The sequence below is a fragment of the Alteromonas sp. C1M14 genome (assembly GCF_018860965.1).
GTDB lineage: Bacteria > Pseudomonadota > Gammaproteobacteria > Enterobacterales > Alteromonadaceae > Alteromonas.
The window spans coordinates 86,135-102,840 of sequence record NZ_JAHKQF010000001.1 but is presented as its reverse complement, the minus strand read 5'-3'; the positions used below and the strand labels follow the sequence as shown (position 1 = coordinate 102,840).

At 46.8% G+C, this 16,706-nt stretch carries 12 protein-coding genes and 1 tRNA gene; 9 read left to right on the top strand and 4 right to left on the bottom strand.

Annotation, left to right across the window (positions count from 1 at the left end; translation table 11 throughout):
• The first annotated feature begins 12 nt into the window (after nucleotides 1-12).
• From KO501_RS00440 to KO501_RS00430, 3 genes are read left to right on the top strand one after another with little or no spacing between them, the layout of a single operon-like run.
• Nucleotides 13-804 (top strand): enoyl-CoA hydratase/isomerase family protein, encoded by a 792-nt coding sequence (locus KO501_RS00440; protein WP_216027673.1) that lies wholly within the window; start codon nucleotides 13-15, stop codon nucleotides 802-804.
• Nucleotides 797-2,803: an acetyl/propionyl/methylcrotonyl-CoA carboxylase subunit alpha gene (locus KO501_RS00435; RefSeq protein WP_216027689.1), complete on the top strand. Its 2,007-nt coding sequence runs from the start codon at nucleotides 797-799 to the stop codon at nucleotides 2,801-2,803. Before KO501_RS00440 ends, KO501_RS00435 begins: the two co-directional genes overlap by 8 nt.
• On the top strand, nucleotides 2,796-3,701 hold the full coding sequence (locus KO501_RS00430; RefSeq protein WP_216027672.1) for a hydroxymethylglutaryl-CoA lyase: 906 nt from the start codon (nucleotides 2,796-2,798) through the stop codon (nucleotides 3,699-3,701). Before KO501_RS00435 ends, KO501_RS00430 begins: the two co-directional genes overlap by 8 nt.
• Before the next feature lie 21 nt (nucleotides 3,702-3,722).
• On the opposite strand, the gene KO501_RS00425 is transcribed toward KO501_RS00430, so the two are convergent.
• Nucleotides 3,723-7,160, bottom strand: coding sequence for a PAS-domain containing protein (locus KO501_RS00425; RefSeq protein WP_216027671.1), 3,438 nt, complete (start codon nucleotides 7,158-7,160; stop codon nucleotides 3,723-3,725).
• Nucleotides 7,161-7,413: 253 nt separating this feature from the next.
• Here KO501_RS00425 and KO501_RS00420 point away from each other — a divergent pair, with 253 nt between their 5' ends.
• The 6 genes from KO501_RS00420 to KO501_RS00395 all read left to right on the top strand — a co-directional run bounded on the left by KO501_RS00420 (nucleotide 7,414) and on the right by KO501_RS00395 (nucleotide 14,773).
• Nucleotides 7,414-7,680, top strand: coding sequence for a DUF4212 domain-containing protein (locus KO501_RS00420; protein ID WP_216027670.1), 267 nt, complete (start codon nucleotides 7,414-7,416; stop codon nucleotides 7,678-7,680).
• Between the two features lie 4 nt (nucleotides 7,681-7,684).
• Nucleotides 7,685-9,409: a sodium:solute symporter family protein gene (locus tag KO501_RS00415; RefSeq protein ID WP_216027669.1), complete on the top strand. Its 1,725-nt coding sequence runs from the start codon at nucleotides 7,685-7,687 to the stop codon at nucleotides 9,407-9,409.
• 108 nt (nucleotides 9,410-9,517) lie between these two features.
• Nucleotides 9,518-11,350: a putative nucleotidyltransferase substrate binding domain-containing protein gene (locus KO501_RS00410; RefSeq protein WP_216027668.1), complete on the top strand. Its 1,833-nt coding sequence runs from the start codon at nucleotides 9,518-9,520 to the stop codon at nucleotides 11,348-11,350.
• Between the two features lie 3 nt (nucleotides 11,351-11,353).
• Nucleotides 11,354-12,028: a 3'-5' exonuclease gene (locus tag KO501_RS00405; protein ID WP_216027667.1), complete on the top strand. Its 675-nt coding sequence runs from the start codon at nucleotides 11,354-11,356 to the stop codon at nucleotides 12,026-12,028.
• A gap of 104 nt (nucleotides 12,029-12,132) precedes the next feature.
• Nucleotides 12,133-12,219 (top strand) — tRNA-Leu (locus tag KO501_RS00400).
• Between the two features lie 577 nt (nucleotides 12,220-12,796).
• On the top strand, nucleotides 12,797-14,773 hold the full coding sequence (locus tag KO501_RS00395; RefSeq protein ID WP_216027666.1) for an EAL domain-containing protein: 1,977 nt from the start codon (nucleotides 12,797-12,799) through the stop codon (nucleotides 14,771-14,773).
• Between the two features lie 60 nt (nucleotides 14,774-14,833).
• Here KO501_RS00395 and KO501_RS00390 read toward each other — a convergent pair whose 3' ends face one another.
• From KO501_RS00390 to KO501_RS00380, 3 genes are all read right to left on the bottom strand, one after another.
• Nucleotides 14,834-15,169 carry an Hpt domain-containing protein gene (locus KO501_RS00390; RefSeq protein ID WP_216027665.1) on the bottom strand — a complete coding sequence of 112 codons (336 nt, stop codon included), beginning with the start codon at nucleotides 15,167-15,169 and terminating at the stop codon, nucleotides 14,834-14,836.
• Nucleotides 15,166-16,119, bottom strand: a complete 954-nt coding sequence (locus KO501_RS00385; protein WP_216027664.1) for a diguanylate cyclase — start codon at nucleotides 16,117-16,119, stop codon at nucleotides 15,166-15,168. Before KO501_RS00385 ends, KO501_RS00390 begins: the two co-directional genes overlap by 4 nt.
• Nucleotides 16,120-16,271: 152 nt before the next feature.
• Complete coding sequence (locus KO501_RS00380) at nucleotides 16,272-16,688, bottom strand: MAPEG family protein (protein WP_216027663.1); 417 nt, start codon at nucleotides 16,686-16,688, stop codon at nucleotides 16,272-16,274.
• Between the last annotated feature and the right edge of the window lie 18 nt (nucleotides 16,689-16,706).

The window sequence follows — 16,706 nt, the reverse complement described above, 5'->3', positions numbered from 1 at the left end:
AGGAGTTCAGTGATGACGACAATAGACTTTACAGTGAAAAATAGCGTGGCCTACGTCACGTTCGATCGCGCCGAAAAGCACAATGCCTTTGACGATGCCATGATTGGGGAACTAACACATTGTTTCACCAAAGTGACCAAGCAAGACAATATCCGCGCCATGGTGTTACAGGCAAGAGGAAAAAGTTTTAGTGCCGGTGCTGACATAGCCTGGATGCAGCGCATGGCAAACTTTACCCGGGAACAAAACCAACAAGATGCGATGAATTTGGCGCTGATGCTGCAATTACTAAATACCATCCCTAAACCTACCATCGCCCGTATTCAGGGCGCGGCGTTCGGCGGTGCTGTGGGACTGATAGCCTGTTGTGATATGGCGGTGGCAAGTGAAAGCAGCCAATTTTGCCTGAGTGAAGTTCGACTTGGCTTGGTTCCCGCGACGATCAGCCCTTATGTGATAGCGGCGATGGGGGAGAGAGCGTGTCGTCGATACTTTCAAACTGCTGAGATTTTTTCTGCACCAGAAGCCAAAAGCCTAGGTTTGGTCAGCGAGGTGGTTTTACCCAGTGAGCTTGATGAACAAATAAATGCCCTGCTGGAGAAGATACTCGGTAATGGTCCTCAAGCGGTGGCAAATACAAAAGCATTAATTAGCGAAGTGTGTGGACAACCCATTGATACCCAGTTAATGACCTACACGAGCCAACGCATTGCGGATATTCGTGTGTCCCCTGAAGGGCAGCAAGGTTTGCGCGCATTTTTACAAAAACAGCCCGCACCGTGGTTGGAGCGCCATGATGATTAAAAAAATTCTAATTGCTAATCGGGGTGAGATTGCCTGTCGAATTATAAAAACCGCCCATAAACTGGGGATCGCCACCGTGGCGGTTTATTCAGAGGCAGACAAGCAGGCCCGGCACGTAGGCTTAGCCGATGAAGCCGTGTACATTGGCCCTGCTCCGTCTAAAGAAAGCTACCTGAATATCCCTCGTATTATGGCAGCCGTGTCCCTAACAGGGGCAGATGCGGTGCACCCCGGTTACGGCTTTTTGTCAGAAAACGGAGCGTTTGCCAGTACATTGGCAGAGCACAACATCATTTTTATTGGGCCGCCAGCAGATGCCATTAAAGCCATGGGATCTAAATCGGCTGCTAAACAAATTATGGAGGCCGCTGGGGTGCCGCTGGTTCCGGGCTATCATGGTGACGACCAACGGGACTCTTACTTGCAATCGGTGGCAGACAAAATGGGCTATCCGGTACTGTTAAAAGCTGCCGCAGGTGGCGGTGGTAAGGGCATGCGACAGGTGTGGCAAGCACCGGACTTTCCTTCGGCGCTGGCGGCGGCAAAACGGGAAGCGTTAATTAGCTTTAATGACGATATCATGCTGGTGGAAAAGTACCTGACCGACCCCAGACATATCGAAATTCAGGTGTTTTGTGATACACAGGGCAACGGGGTGTATTTATTTGAGCGGGATTGCTCGATACAGCGTCGGCATCAAAAAGTTATCGAAGAAGCACCGGCACCAGGTATGTGCGATACCTTACGGCAGGCCATGGGAGAGGCGGCCTTAAAAGCAGCTCATGCCATCGGTTACGTAGGCGCAGGCACCGTTGAGTTTTTGCTCGACAGCGCGGGGGAATTTTACTTTATGGAAATGAACACCCGCTTACAGGTCGAGCATCCGGTTACAGAAATGATCACCGGTGAAGATCTTGTCGCTTGGCAAATTCGGGTGGCGCAAGGCGAATGTCTGCCAAAAACCCAACAGCAGCTCACCTGTCATGGGCATGCAATTGAAGCTCGCATTTATGCTGAAGACCCAGCACAAGACTTTTTACCTGCCACCGGTACGTTGCATTTGTATCAACCGCCTAAGCAAAGCCCACATGTACGGGTAGATACTGGCGTCATGCAAGGTGATGGAGTAAGTGTTTACTATGACCCTATGCTAGCTAAATTAATAGTATGGGGCGAAACTAGACAAGAAGCCGTGGGGCGTTTACTGAATGCATTAGCGGCATATTATATCGACGGCGTGACCACAAATATTGCCTTTTTGCATAAGGTCGCGTCCAGCGAACCGTTTGTTCAGGCAGCCATTAATACCAGCTTTATTGAAACCCATTCCTCTATGCTGTTTGCCCGTGACGCAGCATTGCCTGTTGGTATTTTACCTGTGATGGCTTGGTTGGCCTTACACGGTGAAGGACATATGACTTCGCCCCCAACAGGAACCGTTACCCCTTGGTCGCAAAACACCGGATGGCGACTTAATAGTGAGTACTTGCATACTGTTAAGTTTATTTATGATGGGCATGAATATGAGTTCTCTGTCACCTTACCTCGTGATCAAGTAGGGGCTGGATCCGCGACATGGCACCTCCGTTATCAAGACCACTACTGGCAAATTAGTGGCAGGGTACAAGACCATTTATTGCAGGTAGAACTTGATGGGCACCGGCAGTGCTTCGGGTGGGCAATGTCACAAAGTCACATGACCTTGTTTACTGAACACGGGGCGCTGGTTTTTGCGCCTGTATCAGCAGATTTGGGTGAGTCAGACAGTCAGCAGGGGCAAACCGAGTTTGCTGCGCCCATGAACGGCTCGGTTGTGGCAGTGATGGTGGAAGCTGGCATGAAAGTTCGTAAAGGTGACACATTGCTCATCATGGAAGCGATGAAAATGGAGCACAATATTACCGCGCCTTGTGATGGCCAGATAATGGACATTTTTTACCAACAAGGGGAGCTGGTGGACGGCGGCGCAACTCTCTTGGAGTTTACTGCCGATGAGTAGCCACTATCCTAACGCCGTGAGTATTTTCGAAGTGGGCCCTCGTGATGGGCTGCAAAATGAAAACGCCATGATAAGCACGTCCGATAAAGTGCGCTTTATTAATTTATTGGCCAAGGCAGGGCTACGCCGTATCGAGGCGGGCAGTTTTGTTTCTGCTAGGTGGGTACCGCAAATGGCGAATTCACACGAGGTATTCGCTGAACTTAAAGCCAAGGATGGTGTGGTGTATTCTGCCCTTACGCCTAACCTGCATGGATTAGAAGCCGCGTTGAACGCCGGTGTACATGAAGTGGCAGTATTTGGCTCAGCATCAGAAACCTTCTCGCAAAGAAACATACATTGTAGTATCGAAGAAAGCCTTGCGCGGTTTGCCCCGGTTGTGACACGAGCAACTGAGGCGGGAATAAAGGTACGAGGCTATGTTTCTTGTGTTCTAGGCTGTCCCTATGAAGGGGATATTTCGCCTCAAGTTGTGGCGAAGGTGGCTGAGGCTCTTATCGACATGGGCTGTTACGAAGTGGCTTTAGGAGACACCATAGGCACAGGTACCCCGGTTAAAACTGCCAGTATGTTAGAGGCGTTACTAGCAAAAGTGCCAGCTTGCCGTGTGGCGGTGCACTTTCACGACACCTATGGCCAGGCGTTGGCAAATATTTTAATAGCCTTACAACATGGCATTAGCACCATCGATACCGCCGCTGGTGGCTTAGGCGGCTGCCCGTATGCTCAAGGCGCTAGCGGCAATGTGGCCACCGAAGATGTGCTGTATATGCTGCACGGCATGGGCATTAAAACCGGCGTTTCTTTGCCTGCCGTGATGCGCGCCAGTGGCTTTATCGCCACAGTGATAGGGCGACCGATTAATAGCAAAGTTAGCCAAGCATTAGCTATACGCTAAGTCTTGTTGCTCTTATTGTCACTAATTAGATTGCCCGTCTTTGATATGGCGAGTCAGGCTTTGTAATAAGGCCCGTAACTTGGCCGGTTTTAATGGCTTGGTTAAATAGTTTACCCCTTGAGATTTACATTGTGCGATGAGCGCTTCTTCATGGTTCGCTGTTACTAGAGATGCAGGTACCACAATATTAAGATGCTGACGTATTGCTTCAATGAGATCGAGGCCATTAAGATTGGGACCAAGTTGGTAATCCATCAATAAGATTTGCGGGGCGAAAAGATCAGCCTGTCGCAGTGCTTCATCCCAATTGTTGGCCAACACCACAGTGATCCCCCATTTTTCTAGCAAGGTACGCAGGGCATCTAGATTTTCCTGTTGATCGTCTACACACAGTACTCTTAGCCCGCGGAAGGTGGCCGTTTTACTGAGCTTTTCTTGATTGGCTTGTCTTCTTGGGGAAGCCTTGCCTAGCTCTAGCTGAAAACAACTCCCCTTGCCTGATTTAGAGGTCACCTGAATTTTGCTTTGCATTTGCTGGCTAAGACGGCGAACCACCCCTAAACCAAGACCGACCCCATGTTCTAAAGAGTCATGGGTACGGTAAAAATCACTAAAGATCATGCCTTGTTGTTCGCTAGAAATGCCGATACCTGTGTCTCTGACTTCAATGATCACCCGATCGCCTCGGGGGCGAACAGAAAGTAACACCTTACCATTTTCGGTGTATTTCACTGCATTAGAAAGCAAGTTTTGCACAATACGATACAAAAAGGTTTTGTCGGCCAAGACCCAGCAGTCCCGTATTCGGGTGCGTAAATCTAACCCTTTTTCGATGGCACGCATACGCATTTCATCTACCAGTGGCGAAAACAACGCTGGTACGTGTACCGCTTTAATGGTGGGTTTAAGCTCGCCTTGATCTAAGCGAGCTATGTCCAGCAAAGTACCAATTAGGGCTTCGCTGGAAGTGACAGAATGATCAAGACGGGTAACAATATCTTTTACCGACGGGGTTAGGTCGGCCTCTTGCAAGGCGGTGACATAGAGTTTGGCGGCATTGAGGGGTTGCAGTACATCATGGCTAGCCAGGGCTAGAAAACGGGTTTTACTGGCATTAGCTTCCTCGGCCGCTTTTCGAGCTCGGATTAACTCTTGTTCTGCACCGGAACGCCGTTCAATTTCCAGTCTTAATTCGGCGTTAATAGAATGAACTTCTTCGGTGCGTTTTTTAATACGGGCTTCTAAGTCAATGTTCGACTCTTCCAGCGCCTGCTGAATTTCTATGTGACCGGTAATGTCATTAAAACTGGTAACGAAGCCGCCGCCAGGAAGGGGATTGCCCACCATTTCGATGACTCGGCCGTTGCTTCGCTGCCGAGTGAACCGATGGGGGGTACCAGAACGCAAGTGTTCTAAGCGTTTTTCAATTTTGTCTTCCACATGGCCAATGCCGAATTCGCCTTGTTCGGCGTTGTAGCGCACTAATTTTTCAATTGGCGTGCCAACCGCAAGTAATTCGTCGGGGTAGTTGAACAACATGGTGTAACGTTTATTCCAAGCCACTAAATTGAGGTGCTTGTCGATCACACTGATCCCTTGATCCATGTTTTCCAGCGACGTAAGCAAGGCCGTCATGTTGAATTGCATGGCTTGGGTGGTGTCATCGAAAAAATTAATAATTTCAGTAAAGTCGAGCTTCTTCCCTTTGAGGATAGAGTCGATGAGGGCTTTTGCACTTGAAGCGCCGATTACCCCGCCTAAGGCTCTCTCGGCAAAGGCCATAAAGGATTCATCTGGCGACTCGTCGCGATTAATTCGTCGGTGATTAAGGTGTTGGTATTCTTCCACCAGTTGTTCACAACGGCCTTTTCCCATAAAGGTAGTCAGTAGGGTGATCAAATCTGAGATGGTCACATTGGTGTTTGGACGACGGTTGGAGCCACTGCGGGTATCTGTGGGCGAGACAAAAGCTTCAGCTTGAATGCGATCGACTAACCGGGGTGGGGCAAACATAGAGAACCCCACGTAGGCAGCAATATTGGTTAGTAAGCTCAGTAATGCGCCCTGACTTATTTGTTCGTTTTGTTCCAAGGTGGTGGTAGAGCCATTGATTAACGGCAACACCAACCACAACACCCAGGTGATTAAGCCGACGATTAATCCTGCATACACCCCATGGGCGTGGGCTTTTTTCCAGTATAGCCCGCCCACGACAGCGGGTAGCAATTGAATGACCAAAGAGAATGCGATAAGACCAATGGAATGCAAAGATCGACTGTTGGTCATTTGCTGATGATAGAGAAAGGCCAGCAGCAGTATTAGCCCGATTACCACCCGTCGAATAAGACGGATTCGCTTACCGTAGTCGTTATGACGTGGTCCACCAGATTTAAACAACAATACGCGGGGAAGGATGACGTCATTGGTGAGCATGGTACTGAGAGTTAGTGTGGCAACAATGATCATGGCTGTGGCTGCCGATAGGCCACCAATAAACACAATAATTTGCAACAAGGCCGATTCAGAATAGATGGCCATCGAAAGTACGTAGGTATCTGGCTCGACATTTTGCCCCTGAAATAGCGCGTTGCCGGCCACCGCAATCACCGGGATAACCGCAGCGGTAATGGCTAAATAAAGCGGGAATAGCCAGCGGGCGGTTTTTAAGTGCCCCAAACTTAAGTTATCGATAATGGCAACGTGAAACTGCCGTGGAAGGCAGACCACGGCAGCAGCGGCCATAATGGTTTGCGCGATAAACGAATAAGAACCAAATTGTGACAGGGCTTCTTCGGTAAAAAAGGTATTAAATTGGTCGGGGTTGTCGGTGGCTTGCCAAGCGCTGTATCCCACCACGGCAACCAACACCAATGCTGTAAGTTTAATGGATGATTCAAAAGATATTGCCAACATCAGCCCCCGGCGATATTCCGTTACATCGGATTGCTTGGTACCAAAATAGATGGCAAACACGGCAATAAAGGTAGTGGCAATAATGATAATAAAGTGGCTGCTAGGTTGTTGGGTGAGTAACTGAAATGTTGAGCCGATAGCTTTTAATTGCAGGGCAATATACGGAATGGTGGCCAGAAGCGCGATAAGTGTCACTAGTAAAGCCACGCCCTGACGTTTGCCATAGCGAGAAGCAATAAAGTCGGCAATGGTATTAATACGCTGCTTTTTGCTTACCAAGGTTAGCTTATAAATAAACTTATACCCCAGCACATAAACCAGCACTGGCCCAAGAAGGATGGGTAAATAAATCCATGTATCACGGCTAGCCTGACCCACGGCACCAAAAAATGTCCATGCGGTGCAGTAAATTGCCAACGCCAACGAATAAATAGCGGGATGAGAAGTTAGCCACCGTGCTGTGGGCGAATTTTTATCCCCCCAACTGGCAATATAAAAAAGCAAGAAAAGGTAGATCAATGCCAGTGAAACCCATGCAAATGTCATTGTTTTGTATACATTCCTTTAACAACTCTGTGTGTATTATACCCAGTCGCTGGGTCTATAACCTACGACCATGGTCTCATTTCTCGATAGGCTTGTGCCGTCTAGAGTATAGAAAAACCGATAAACGACAGGCTTTTTGCGCGATCTTTGCGGGAAAAGACACTTTCCATTTTGGCAGTGAGCGCTCAAAAAGTTAGTCGTTAGATAAATGTAAAAATAAAACATCCATTTAACCTTATACGAGGACGTAAAGATGGCATTTAGAAATGAAGACGACAAAACGGCGTACTGGAAGGAGAATATCTCCCTCCTCGTCAAATTGTTGGTTGTATGGTTTGTTGTGTCATTTGGCGCGGGCATCATATTTGCCGATGCGTTAAATGAGATCCGGTTCTTTGGATTCAAATTAGGTTTCTGGTTTGCACAACAGGGTTCCATTTATATATTTGTCGCTCTTATTTTTGTTTACATGGCAAAGATGAATGCGCTGGATAAAAAATACGGCGTCGACGAGGAGTAAAGCCATGGATGTTCAATTATTAACCTTTATCATTGTCGGTGCTTCATTTGCACTGTACATTGCCATCGCCATTTGGGCTAGAGCCGGTTCGACCAACGAGTTTTATGTTGCTGGTGGCGGCGTTCCTCCTGTTTTAAACGGTATGGCAACCGCCGCTGACTGGATGTCTGCCGCATCGTTTATCTCTATGGCCGGTTTGATCTCATTTATGGGTTACGACGGTGCCGTTTACCTTATGGGATGGACCGGTGGCTACGTACTTCTCGCCCTCTGTCTTGCGCCTTACCTACGTAAATTCGGTAAATTTACTGTACCGGATTTCATAGGCGACCGCTACTACTCCCAAACCGCCAGAACCGTTGCAGTATTTTGCGCTATCTTTGTCAGTTTCACCTATGTGGCCGGACAAATGCGCGGCGTTGGCGTGGTGTTCAGTCGTTTCTTAGAAGTGGATATCGTTAGCGGTGTGGTCATCGGTATGGCGATTGTATTTTTCTACACGGTGTTAGGTGGTATGAAAGGCATTACCTACACGCAAGTAGCCCAGTATTGTGTCTTGATCTTCGCATATTTAGTCCCTGTGGTCTTTATTTCCATGATGGTAACGGGTCATATCTTGCCGCAGACGGCGTTTGGGGCAACCCTAGCCGATGGGTCGGGGATGTACATGCTCGACAAGCTCGATAATTTGTCCACCGAACTTGGGTTTACTGAGTATACCGACGGCTCGAAAAGTACCATCGATGTGTTCTTTATTACCTTCGCATTAATGGTCGGTACCGCCGGGCTTCCACACGTTATTGTGCGCTTCTTTACTGTGCCTAAAGTCCGTGATGCCCGTAAATCTGCAGGGTGGGCGTTATTGTTTATCGCCATCTTGTATACCACGGCGCCTGCGCTGGCTTCTTTTGGCCGGGTCAACATGATCGAAACCATTAATGGTCAAGACATGGCTGGAACCAGCTATGAGAAGGCACCAACATGGATAAAGAATTGGGAAAAAACCGGCCTTATCAAATTTAATGATAAGAACGGCGATGGCAAAATGTTTTATGCGGCGGGCAGTATCGATGATCCTACTAGTGCAAACGAAGTGGATGTAGATCGGGATATCATGGTACTGGCGAACCCTGAAATTGCCAACTTACCGGCTTGGGTTATCGCCTTGGTAGCAGCAGGAGGTGTGGCCGCGGCCTTATCTACCTCAGCAGGGTTACTGTTGGTTATCTCGACGTCGGTGTCCCATGACTTACTTAAACGAAATTTTGCCCCCAATATTACCGATAAAGCCGAGCTGTTCTACGCACGCTTAGCCGCGGGGGTTGCCATTGTTATTGCGGGGTACTTCGGGGTCAATCCGCCAGGTTTTGTTGCGCAGGTGGTCGCCTTCGCCTTTGGTCTTGCCGCTTCTAGCTTCTTCCCTGCCATTATTATGGGGATCTTCAGCAAGCGTATGAACGGCAAAGGCGCAGTGTCTGGCATGATTGCGGGTATTGCATTCACAGCGGCATACATTATCTACTTTAAGTTTGTGAATCCTGCGGCGAATACTCCGGACCATTGGTGGTTTGGTATTTCTCCAGAAGGTATTGGTACCTTTGGTATGTTAGTGAATTTCTTAGTGGCTTACGTGGTATTTAAAATTACCGGTGATGCACCAGAAGAAATTCAACAAATGGTAGAAGATATTCGTTATCCCAAGGGCTCGGGTGCGGCGTCGTCCCACTAGTCCCTTTGAGGTAACACCAGTATGTAACGATAAAGGCTCACCTTATTAGGGTGAGCCTTCTGCTTTTTCTGACGTATATTCGACCATGGCTTATCCGGAGGCCTCACGATGGACGTACTTCCCCAACAAGTAATGGACTTTCTTAAAACATCCGCGCCTTTTGACAAACTTGCTGAGCAGGATATGGCGACCTTCGCCCAAGGGGCCAGTTTGGTTTATCTCACCGAGAACAATAAAGACGAAATACTAGCCCAAAATAGGGGGCGTTTGTTTCTCATTCAAAACGGCCAGTATTCAGTAAAAGATTCTCCGCATTCAGAGCGCCACCTCAGCGAGGGGGATTACTTTGGTTATCATCAAATTCTTGATGAAACCGACTACCCCTTGACGGTAAAGGTTGATAAGCCAGGTTTAGTCTTTTGTTTCTCCGCCAGTGCGTTTAAACACACCATGGCGTATGCCGGCGTGACAGATTTTTTCCACGGTAGTCGCGAAAACGCGCTGCAGAATCAAGCGGTATCAGACTCAAATTCTATGTGGCTATACAAGCCCCTTAACGAACTTATCGAAGTTGCACCAGTACAAGCCGCGCAAACGGTGTCTATCCATCAGGCGGCAAAGATTATGGCCGAGCACAAAGTTTCGTCATTGCTGATTACCGCAGACGATAAATTGGTCGGTATTGTAACCGACCGAGATTTACGTAATCGGGTGGTGGCCGAAGGGGCCGATATAGCGGCGGCGGTAGCGACGATCATGACCCCAAAGCCGGCTAAAATTTATCAGCATCGAACGCTTTTTGATGCCATGTCACTGATGAGTGAACGAAATATTCATCATTTACCGGTTATTCATCGTCAAACCCAACAACCTGTGGGCATGGTCACGGCGACTGATATTGTGCGCTATCAAAAAGGGAACGTGCTATTTATTATCGGCGAGTTATCCAAAGCCGATAACTTATACGAGCTGACTCGTTCCTCGTGGCAAATGCCCCATTATTTTGCCACCCATGCCAAACGGCCTGGCGATTTTGATATCGCTGGAAAAGTGCTTTCTCAGGCTACGGACATTATGACCCGAAAACTCATTGGTTTTTACCAGCGAGAAAACGGGCCTGCGCCTTTCCCCTATAGTTGGGTGGTGTATGGATCTCAAGCCCGTGAAGATCAGACCATGGGGTCGGATCAAGACAACAGTCTATTGTTGGCGCGCACACCCAATGCAGAAGAAAGTGCCTATTTTGCCGCAATGGCAAGTTATGTGTGTAGTGGATTAGGTAAATGTGGCATTAAGTTGTGTGATGGCAATATTATGGCGTCAAACCCTGCGTTACGGCTATCACTAACAGAGGCGAAAGAAGAAGCCCAAAAATGGGTGAATTCGCCAACGGCCAGCGCCATGATGCACTTTAATATTTTTTTGGATGCGCGCTGCGCTGACGGAGACAGCGAACTTTTTCGACGCCTGCAACAAGCCCGAGTGCCCCTTTTACAGCAAAAGATGTTTTTGGCCGCTTTGGCAAGGCACAACAACGATATTCCCGTGCCCTTGTCCATGTTTCAGAAGTTTGTCTACGAAAAAGGCTACGAGCAAAGCGATACCATCGATTTGAAAGTGAAGGCCATTGCTATTATTAATAATTTAGTGCGAATTTACGCACTGGCTAATGGTTTGACTATGCCTGCTACCTTAGCGCGGTTAGCGGCGTTACCGGCGGGGTCTGGGTTATCGACAAAAGATGGGCAAAATCTTCGTGATATTTGGTTGTTCTTAAATCGACTACGCTGGCGGCATCAGTTGACCAACAGTGTGACGGATAATCGCGTCGCCGTATCTGCGTTATCGTCTATAGAACGACATCAATTAAAAGCGGCTTTTAAAGCTATTGAGCGGGCACAGCAAGCCGCTGTGATGAATTTTTCCGGAGGCGTAAGTTAACCCATGTTTGCAGCGATCAAACAGCTTTTTCACGGCTTACCGGCCTTGCCAGCACAATGGCAAGATAAGGCAATTAAAGACGTGCCCCTATTAGCGGTAGATTTAGAACTGACTTCGCTGGATGTAAACAACGCGAAAATTACATCGGTAGGGTGGGTCGAAGGAAAAAACAATAGCATTAATTTGAATCAATGTTTTTACTCGGTGACCCGGGCAAAAGGGGATTTTGCACAAAGCCCGGTGATCCATGGTATTACCGAAGGGGATGTGGCCTACGGTATTCATATTCGAGAGGTACTGAACGCCCTGCGCCAATATGCTAAAACCCATTTGTGGCTTTGTCATAATGCCAGTTTAGACTTAGGGATCTTGCAACGGGTTTTTCATCAAACTGGCATCCATTGTCCTGATATTGTGTATTTGGATACCTTACAACTGGCGGTGTATCAGTTAAAAAAGCACCACGAGGTGTTGCCGCCAAACAGTGCGACCTTGTCAGTTTGTCGGCAACGGTTAGATTTACCCGCTGTGCCTGCCCACAATGCGCTGGATGATGCCATGGCCACCATGCAATTATGGTTTGCTCAAAGCCATGCGCTTAACGGAAGCCGCAATGTTAAAATAGGTGATTTGTTACATACTCGCGCTATCTCAGTGCGGAAAATGACCCCTCGTTAGGTAAAATGAAAAAAATGTCCTTGGTGGATTGACAATCTCCTCGAATATCCGTAAATTGCGCACCCACAGTAAGGCAGGGTATTTCTACCCAGTTTGTCTTATTTGCCCAGGTGGTGAAATTGGTAGACACGCTAGCTTCAGGTGCTAGTGCTCTAACGGGCGTGGCGGTTCAAGTCCGCCTCTGGGCACCATTTATCTTATTGCAAAAGGGTTTCTCAACCCAGTCTTAAAAACACTTATTCTTAGATGATCAGTTCCCTGTAGATATGGAACGGGGTCATTGCTGCCTTTTACTTCCTCTTTGTGCTCACTTTGCCGTGGTTGCCATGCATTTAAAGCAAAAAAAACGTAACAATAAAAAAACAAAATAATGGTGCTGGTAGGCACTGTATGTATGTGTACAACACGCTATTTTTTGTTGGTGGAGAAATAGAAATACTGTAAGTGGTCGTTAATTACTTGGTTAATGGCCCGATGTGGCGTAGTTTAATAAAGGTTATGTACACTCGTTATGTCTATTTGAGTCGCAATAAGTCCTGTCTTTTTTATACGTAAGTCTATGTTTGTGGGTATAGAGTCATAATTAATTATAGAAAACTATACTTAATTACTGGGGCAGATCATTACAATCATTGACTTCGGCCAATGATCTATTGGATTTATAAATATTTCGATGACAGGTTAATGGGATACAGAGCGCCAGTTCCGCCAAAAAATACACTGGAAAGCCTCCACAGGTATAAGTATCTGTTTGTTGGGCTGTCTTTAGTGAGCCTGTCCCTTGTCTTATTTTGTCATTTATCGGTCAATCAACAGCAACAAGACATCATTGCCACATACGATAATGTAGATGTGCTGGGGTATACCAAGGAAAGCTTATATTGGTACGACAGTGAGGGCGGTCTATCATTAGAATGCGCTATCAGTGTGCCGCGACAAAATGAATATTGTGGCCTGAAATTTTATTTACCTAAAGATCCATGGACAGGCCGGTATCCTTCTTTTTCACGTCTTAAACATATTATTGTTGATGCCAAGGTGAGTTCTACGCGCAAGAACGTCAAGGAAGGTTTAGGCGTAACCGTACGCTCTTTACGCCCAGACAGACAATACATTGACGGTGATTTTGGCTCCACCCGTTTTCAATCCGTAAGGTTTGATCCTAATGGCGTACAGGAAATAGATGCCAATCGATTCACGCTAGATGGCTGGTGGCAGCGGGACTACAACGTACCGTACGAGATTGCGATGGCGGATCTTTCTGATGTTGTGAGTATTGCAATCTACTTACCCACAGGACGCGAGGCGGTGTCTCCGGGCAAATACGATATTCAGATTAAACGCCTGGTATTTGTGCAAGAGATTATCACTGAGTCTACGGTGAATGCTCTGCTGGCATTAACCTGGCCGGTTGCGTCACTGATATTTATAGGTCATTACTTATTGTTGAAGCGACGGGAGCTCTCTCGCCTGCAAGCGCTCAACCATTACGACGCTGAAATGGGCATGCTCAATTTGTCTGGTTTCAAAAGTCGCTTCCCCGAAACCATAAAATCTCCCATGACCTTAGTGAATATACGTATTCGCAATTTTCGTGCGTTGCAACGGGAATTTTCCCGGGAAACCGTGGTTGAATTAGTACGTGCAACCTTCTTACCCTTTAGTCGGGGAGGAAAAGATGGCCCTTTATTGGTGCACAAACAAGACGAAAATATTTTGTTGGCATTAGATGAATGCGACGAAGCCTTTTTTGCCACCTTAGTGACGGCATCCCAGCGCGGCGTTAGTTTTACCTCTCTTGGTCACCTACGTTTAGACGTAAAAATAGGGATCGCCAAAGGCGAGCCAGGTACGGCGATTGACGAACTGTTATCCCAAACCACCATTGCCATCGATGCCATTTTAGATGCCGAACCCAGTTATAAAATATATGAGCCTCATCTGCGTAAGGAATATCGTCAAGCTCGTTATATTGAACAGGAATTGCGTAATGCATTAGCAAATAAGGCCTTCTATATTGTCTTTATGCCAATGTATGACGCCGTTGATAAGCGAATTAGTGGTGCCGAAGTGCTTATTCGTACTCGCCATTTACCGTTAGCGAGCTTCACCGTAGAGCAGTTTATTTGCGTGGCCGAGAAAGTGGGGCTCATTCGGGAAATTGATTTTTGGGTCATGGAGCAAGCGGTGCAAGCATTGGCCAAAATTAAACAGCCCGATTTTGTCTTGTCGGTAAATATTTCTTCAAAAGAGTTAATGGATACCCGATTTGCTGATGAGTTATCTCGTCTGATTAAACACTACAACGTAAGACCTGAAAGTTTGTGTCTAGAGATCACCGAAACCTTCTTTGTTGATGTCAATACCATCTGTTTTGAGTCTATTCAGGCATTGCGTAGTCTAGGGGTGCGCTTGTCGTTAGATGACTTTGGCACTGGGCACGTGTCATTGCAGCATTTGCTGAATATTCCCATCAATGAACTAAAAATAGATAGAAGCTTTGTTTGGAGTCTCGATAACGATAAAAGTGCGGTGATCGTCGATGCAATCGTTTCAATTGCCCGTATTTGTGATTATGGCGTGGTGGCTGAAGGCGTAGAAACCCAAGAACAATTAGAACAGCTTATTGCGCTGGGATGTCGTTATTTTCAAGGATACCTCATTGCTAAACCTGACTCTCTAGAAGCATTATTAGTGTCGTGTAAAAACGTACGCGGCACCATCAGTACCTTAAAAGCCCGTTAGTTTACGATGGACACAGTAATAACAAGGTATGTCTACTCGGCCTGACGCTACAGCGAATACTTAATGCTGAGGGCCAAGTAGTGCAAGCAGTCGTGACACTTCTTCATTAATACTGTTGAAATCGGATGCGGTGATATTTTCCGGCTCGTGTTTCATTGTATGCTCTATCTGTGATAACAAAGCGTGTAAGGCTTTTGCACCAATCTCGCCGGCCGAGCCTTTAAGTGAATGCACCGCGAGTAATAAATCCGGTGAATGGGGTTGTTGCACTTCGAGTAATGGCTTGGTGTCGTTAACTTGACCGATGAACATCACAATGAGTTTATTGTACAAGGCTTCATTGTTCATTAGCCGGCTAAGGGCACTGGTTTTGTCTAAAATGGGTAAATCGCTCATTGATCTTTATCCCGAATATGCCCCGTGGCGTCTACGTAAGTATAGGTGTTTCTGCCGTTCCCTTTAGCCTTATACAAACACTGATCGGCTTTAAGCATGGTATCGTCAATAGTGGTTGTACTACTGGGGTTGTAAGTGGCTGCGCCGGCACTGACGGTAACAAATTCAAACGGTGATTTCATATGTGGGATCGCCAGTTGACGGATCGTCGATACAACCCGATCACACACGGTACTGGCACCGGCTTCGTCGGTATCCGGAAGAAGGATTAAAAATTCTTCACCGCCAGCACGAATTAAGCGATCCATTGGCCGTAATAGGGCTTCTTTGAGGGCTTTTGATAGTCGCCACAAACACGTATCACCTTCAATATGTCCATATTCGTCATTATATTGCTTGAAAAAGTCTACATCGAAAATGGCCAATGATAAGGGAGAGGCATCGCGATTGGCGTCACGGGTAATATCCGGTAACGTGTCTTCTAAATAATGCCGATTAAAGCTGCCTGTTAACCTGTCGGTGTAGATAAGATGTTCAAGTAAATCGGTTTTTAATTTGTGAGTAAGATGAGACTTAACCCGATTAATAAGGGTCGTGGCATTAACGGGTTTTTGAACAAAGTCTACGCCACCGGCATTCCAGCATTTTTCCTGTTCTGCATCGGATACAGAGCCAGTGACAAAAATAACGGGAATATGCTGAGTTTTCGGATTAATACTGAGTTTCTTACAGGCTTCATGCCCATCCATCATCGGCATGAATACGTCCATCAGAATCAAATCTGGTGGAGCTTCAGAACAATATTCTAATGCTTCTTGCGCACTGGCGACCTGGTCACAATTAACCAGCTCTTCAAGAAGGGTATAGATAACAAGCCTACTCGAGGCTTGGTCGTCCACAATTAAGACTGTACAGTCTTGAATAGAACGATTGTTCGGTCGTTGAAGCAATCTGCTACCTTAAAAATTAAGTTAATCAATCAAATATAGATTTTTACCATTACAACATACGCACAATAATGAGGTAAGTATATGCGTCAAACGTCTACATTTTTAAGAGGAAACACGACTACAGACATGGTATTGCATTAATTGTAGCTCACCTAAACTAATGATATGCCTAGAACTATGAACAATAGCATATTTGTCAGTGCGCCTAAAAGATAGAAATAACTTCTCGGGCTCGGATTCTTGTCTGTTGAGAGGATGTAATATAACAACATATGCACGATCCTCGCGATGGCGTAAATCCAAACGATACAGGCAAGCACTGTAGGTGAAACGCTGATAAACATGGCCAATATAGCCGGGACAATAAATACGAGGGCGTTTTCTAAAGAGTTGTGGAAGGTACGATGACTACGAAACACGAAAGACTCGTGACCTAGATCATCGGCCATTTTGCCTGGTACGGCAGCAGGCATGCGCGCGTGGGCGATTGCGGCTATCAAACCTTGAATAAAAATTGTGAGGCTTACCACCCACAACCCAGATATAGCAAGATAATAAGACGTCAACATAGCGATACCATCAGAATT

Coding starts and splice junctions, on each gene's coding strand:
- KO501_RS00415 (WP_216027669.1), top strand. CDS start 7,685: ATGGATGTTCAATTATTAACCTTTATCATTGTCGGTGCTTCATTTGCA.
- KO501_RS00410 (WP_216027668.1), top strand. CDS start 9,518: ATGGACGTACTTCCCCAACAAGTAATGGACTTTCTTAAAACATCCGCG.
- KO501_RS00420 (WP_216027670.1), top strand. CDS start 7,414: ATGGCATTTAGAAATGAAGACGACAAAACGGCGTACTGGAAGGAGAAT.
- KO501_RS00440 (WP_216027673.1), top strand. CDS start 13: ATGACGACAATAGACTTTACAGTGAAAAATAGCGTGGCCTACGTCACG.
- KO501_RS00380 (WP_216027663.1), bottom strand. CDS start 16,688: ATGTTGACGTCTTATTATCTTGCTATATCTGGGTTGTGGGTGGTAAGC.
- KO501_RS00435 (WP_216027689.1), top strand. CDS start 797: ATGATTAAAAAAATTCTAATTGCTAATCGGGGTGAGATTGCCTGTCGA.
- KO501_RS00390 (WP_216027665.1), bottom strand. CDS start 15,169: ATGAGCGATTTACCCATTTTAGACAAAACCAGTGCCCTTAGCCGGCTA.
- KO501_RS00405 (WP_216027667.1), top strand. CDS start 11,354: ATGTTTGCAGCGATCAAACAGCTTTTTCACGGCTTACCGGCCTTGCCA.
- KO501_RS00430 (WP_216027672.1), top strand. CDS start 2,796: ATGAGTAGCCACTATCCTAACGCCGTGAGTATTTTCGAAGTGGGCCCT.
- KO501_RS00425 (WP_216027671.1), bottom strand. CDS start 7,160: ATGACATTTGCATGGGTTTCACTGGCATTGATCTACCTTTTCTTGCTT.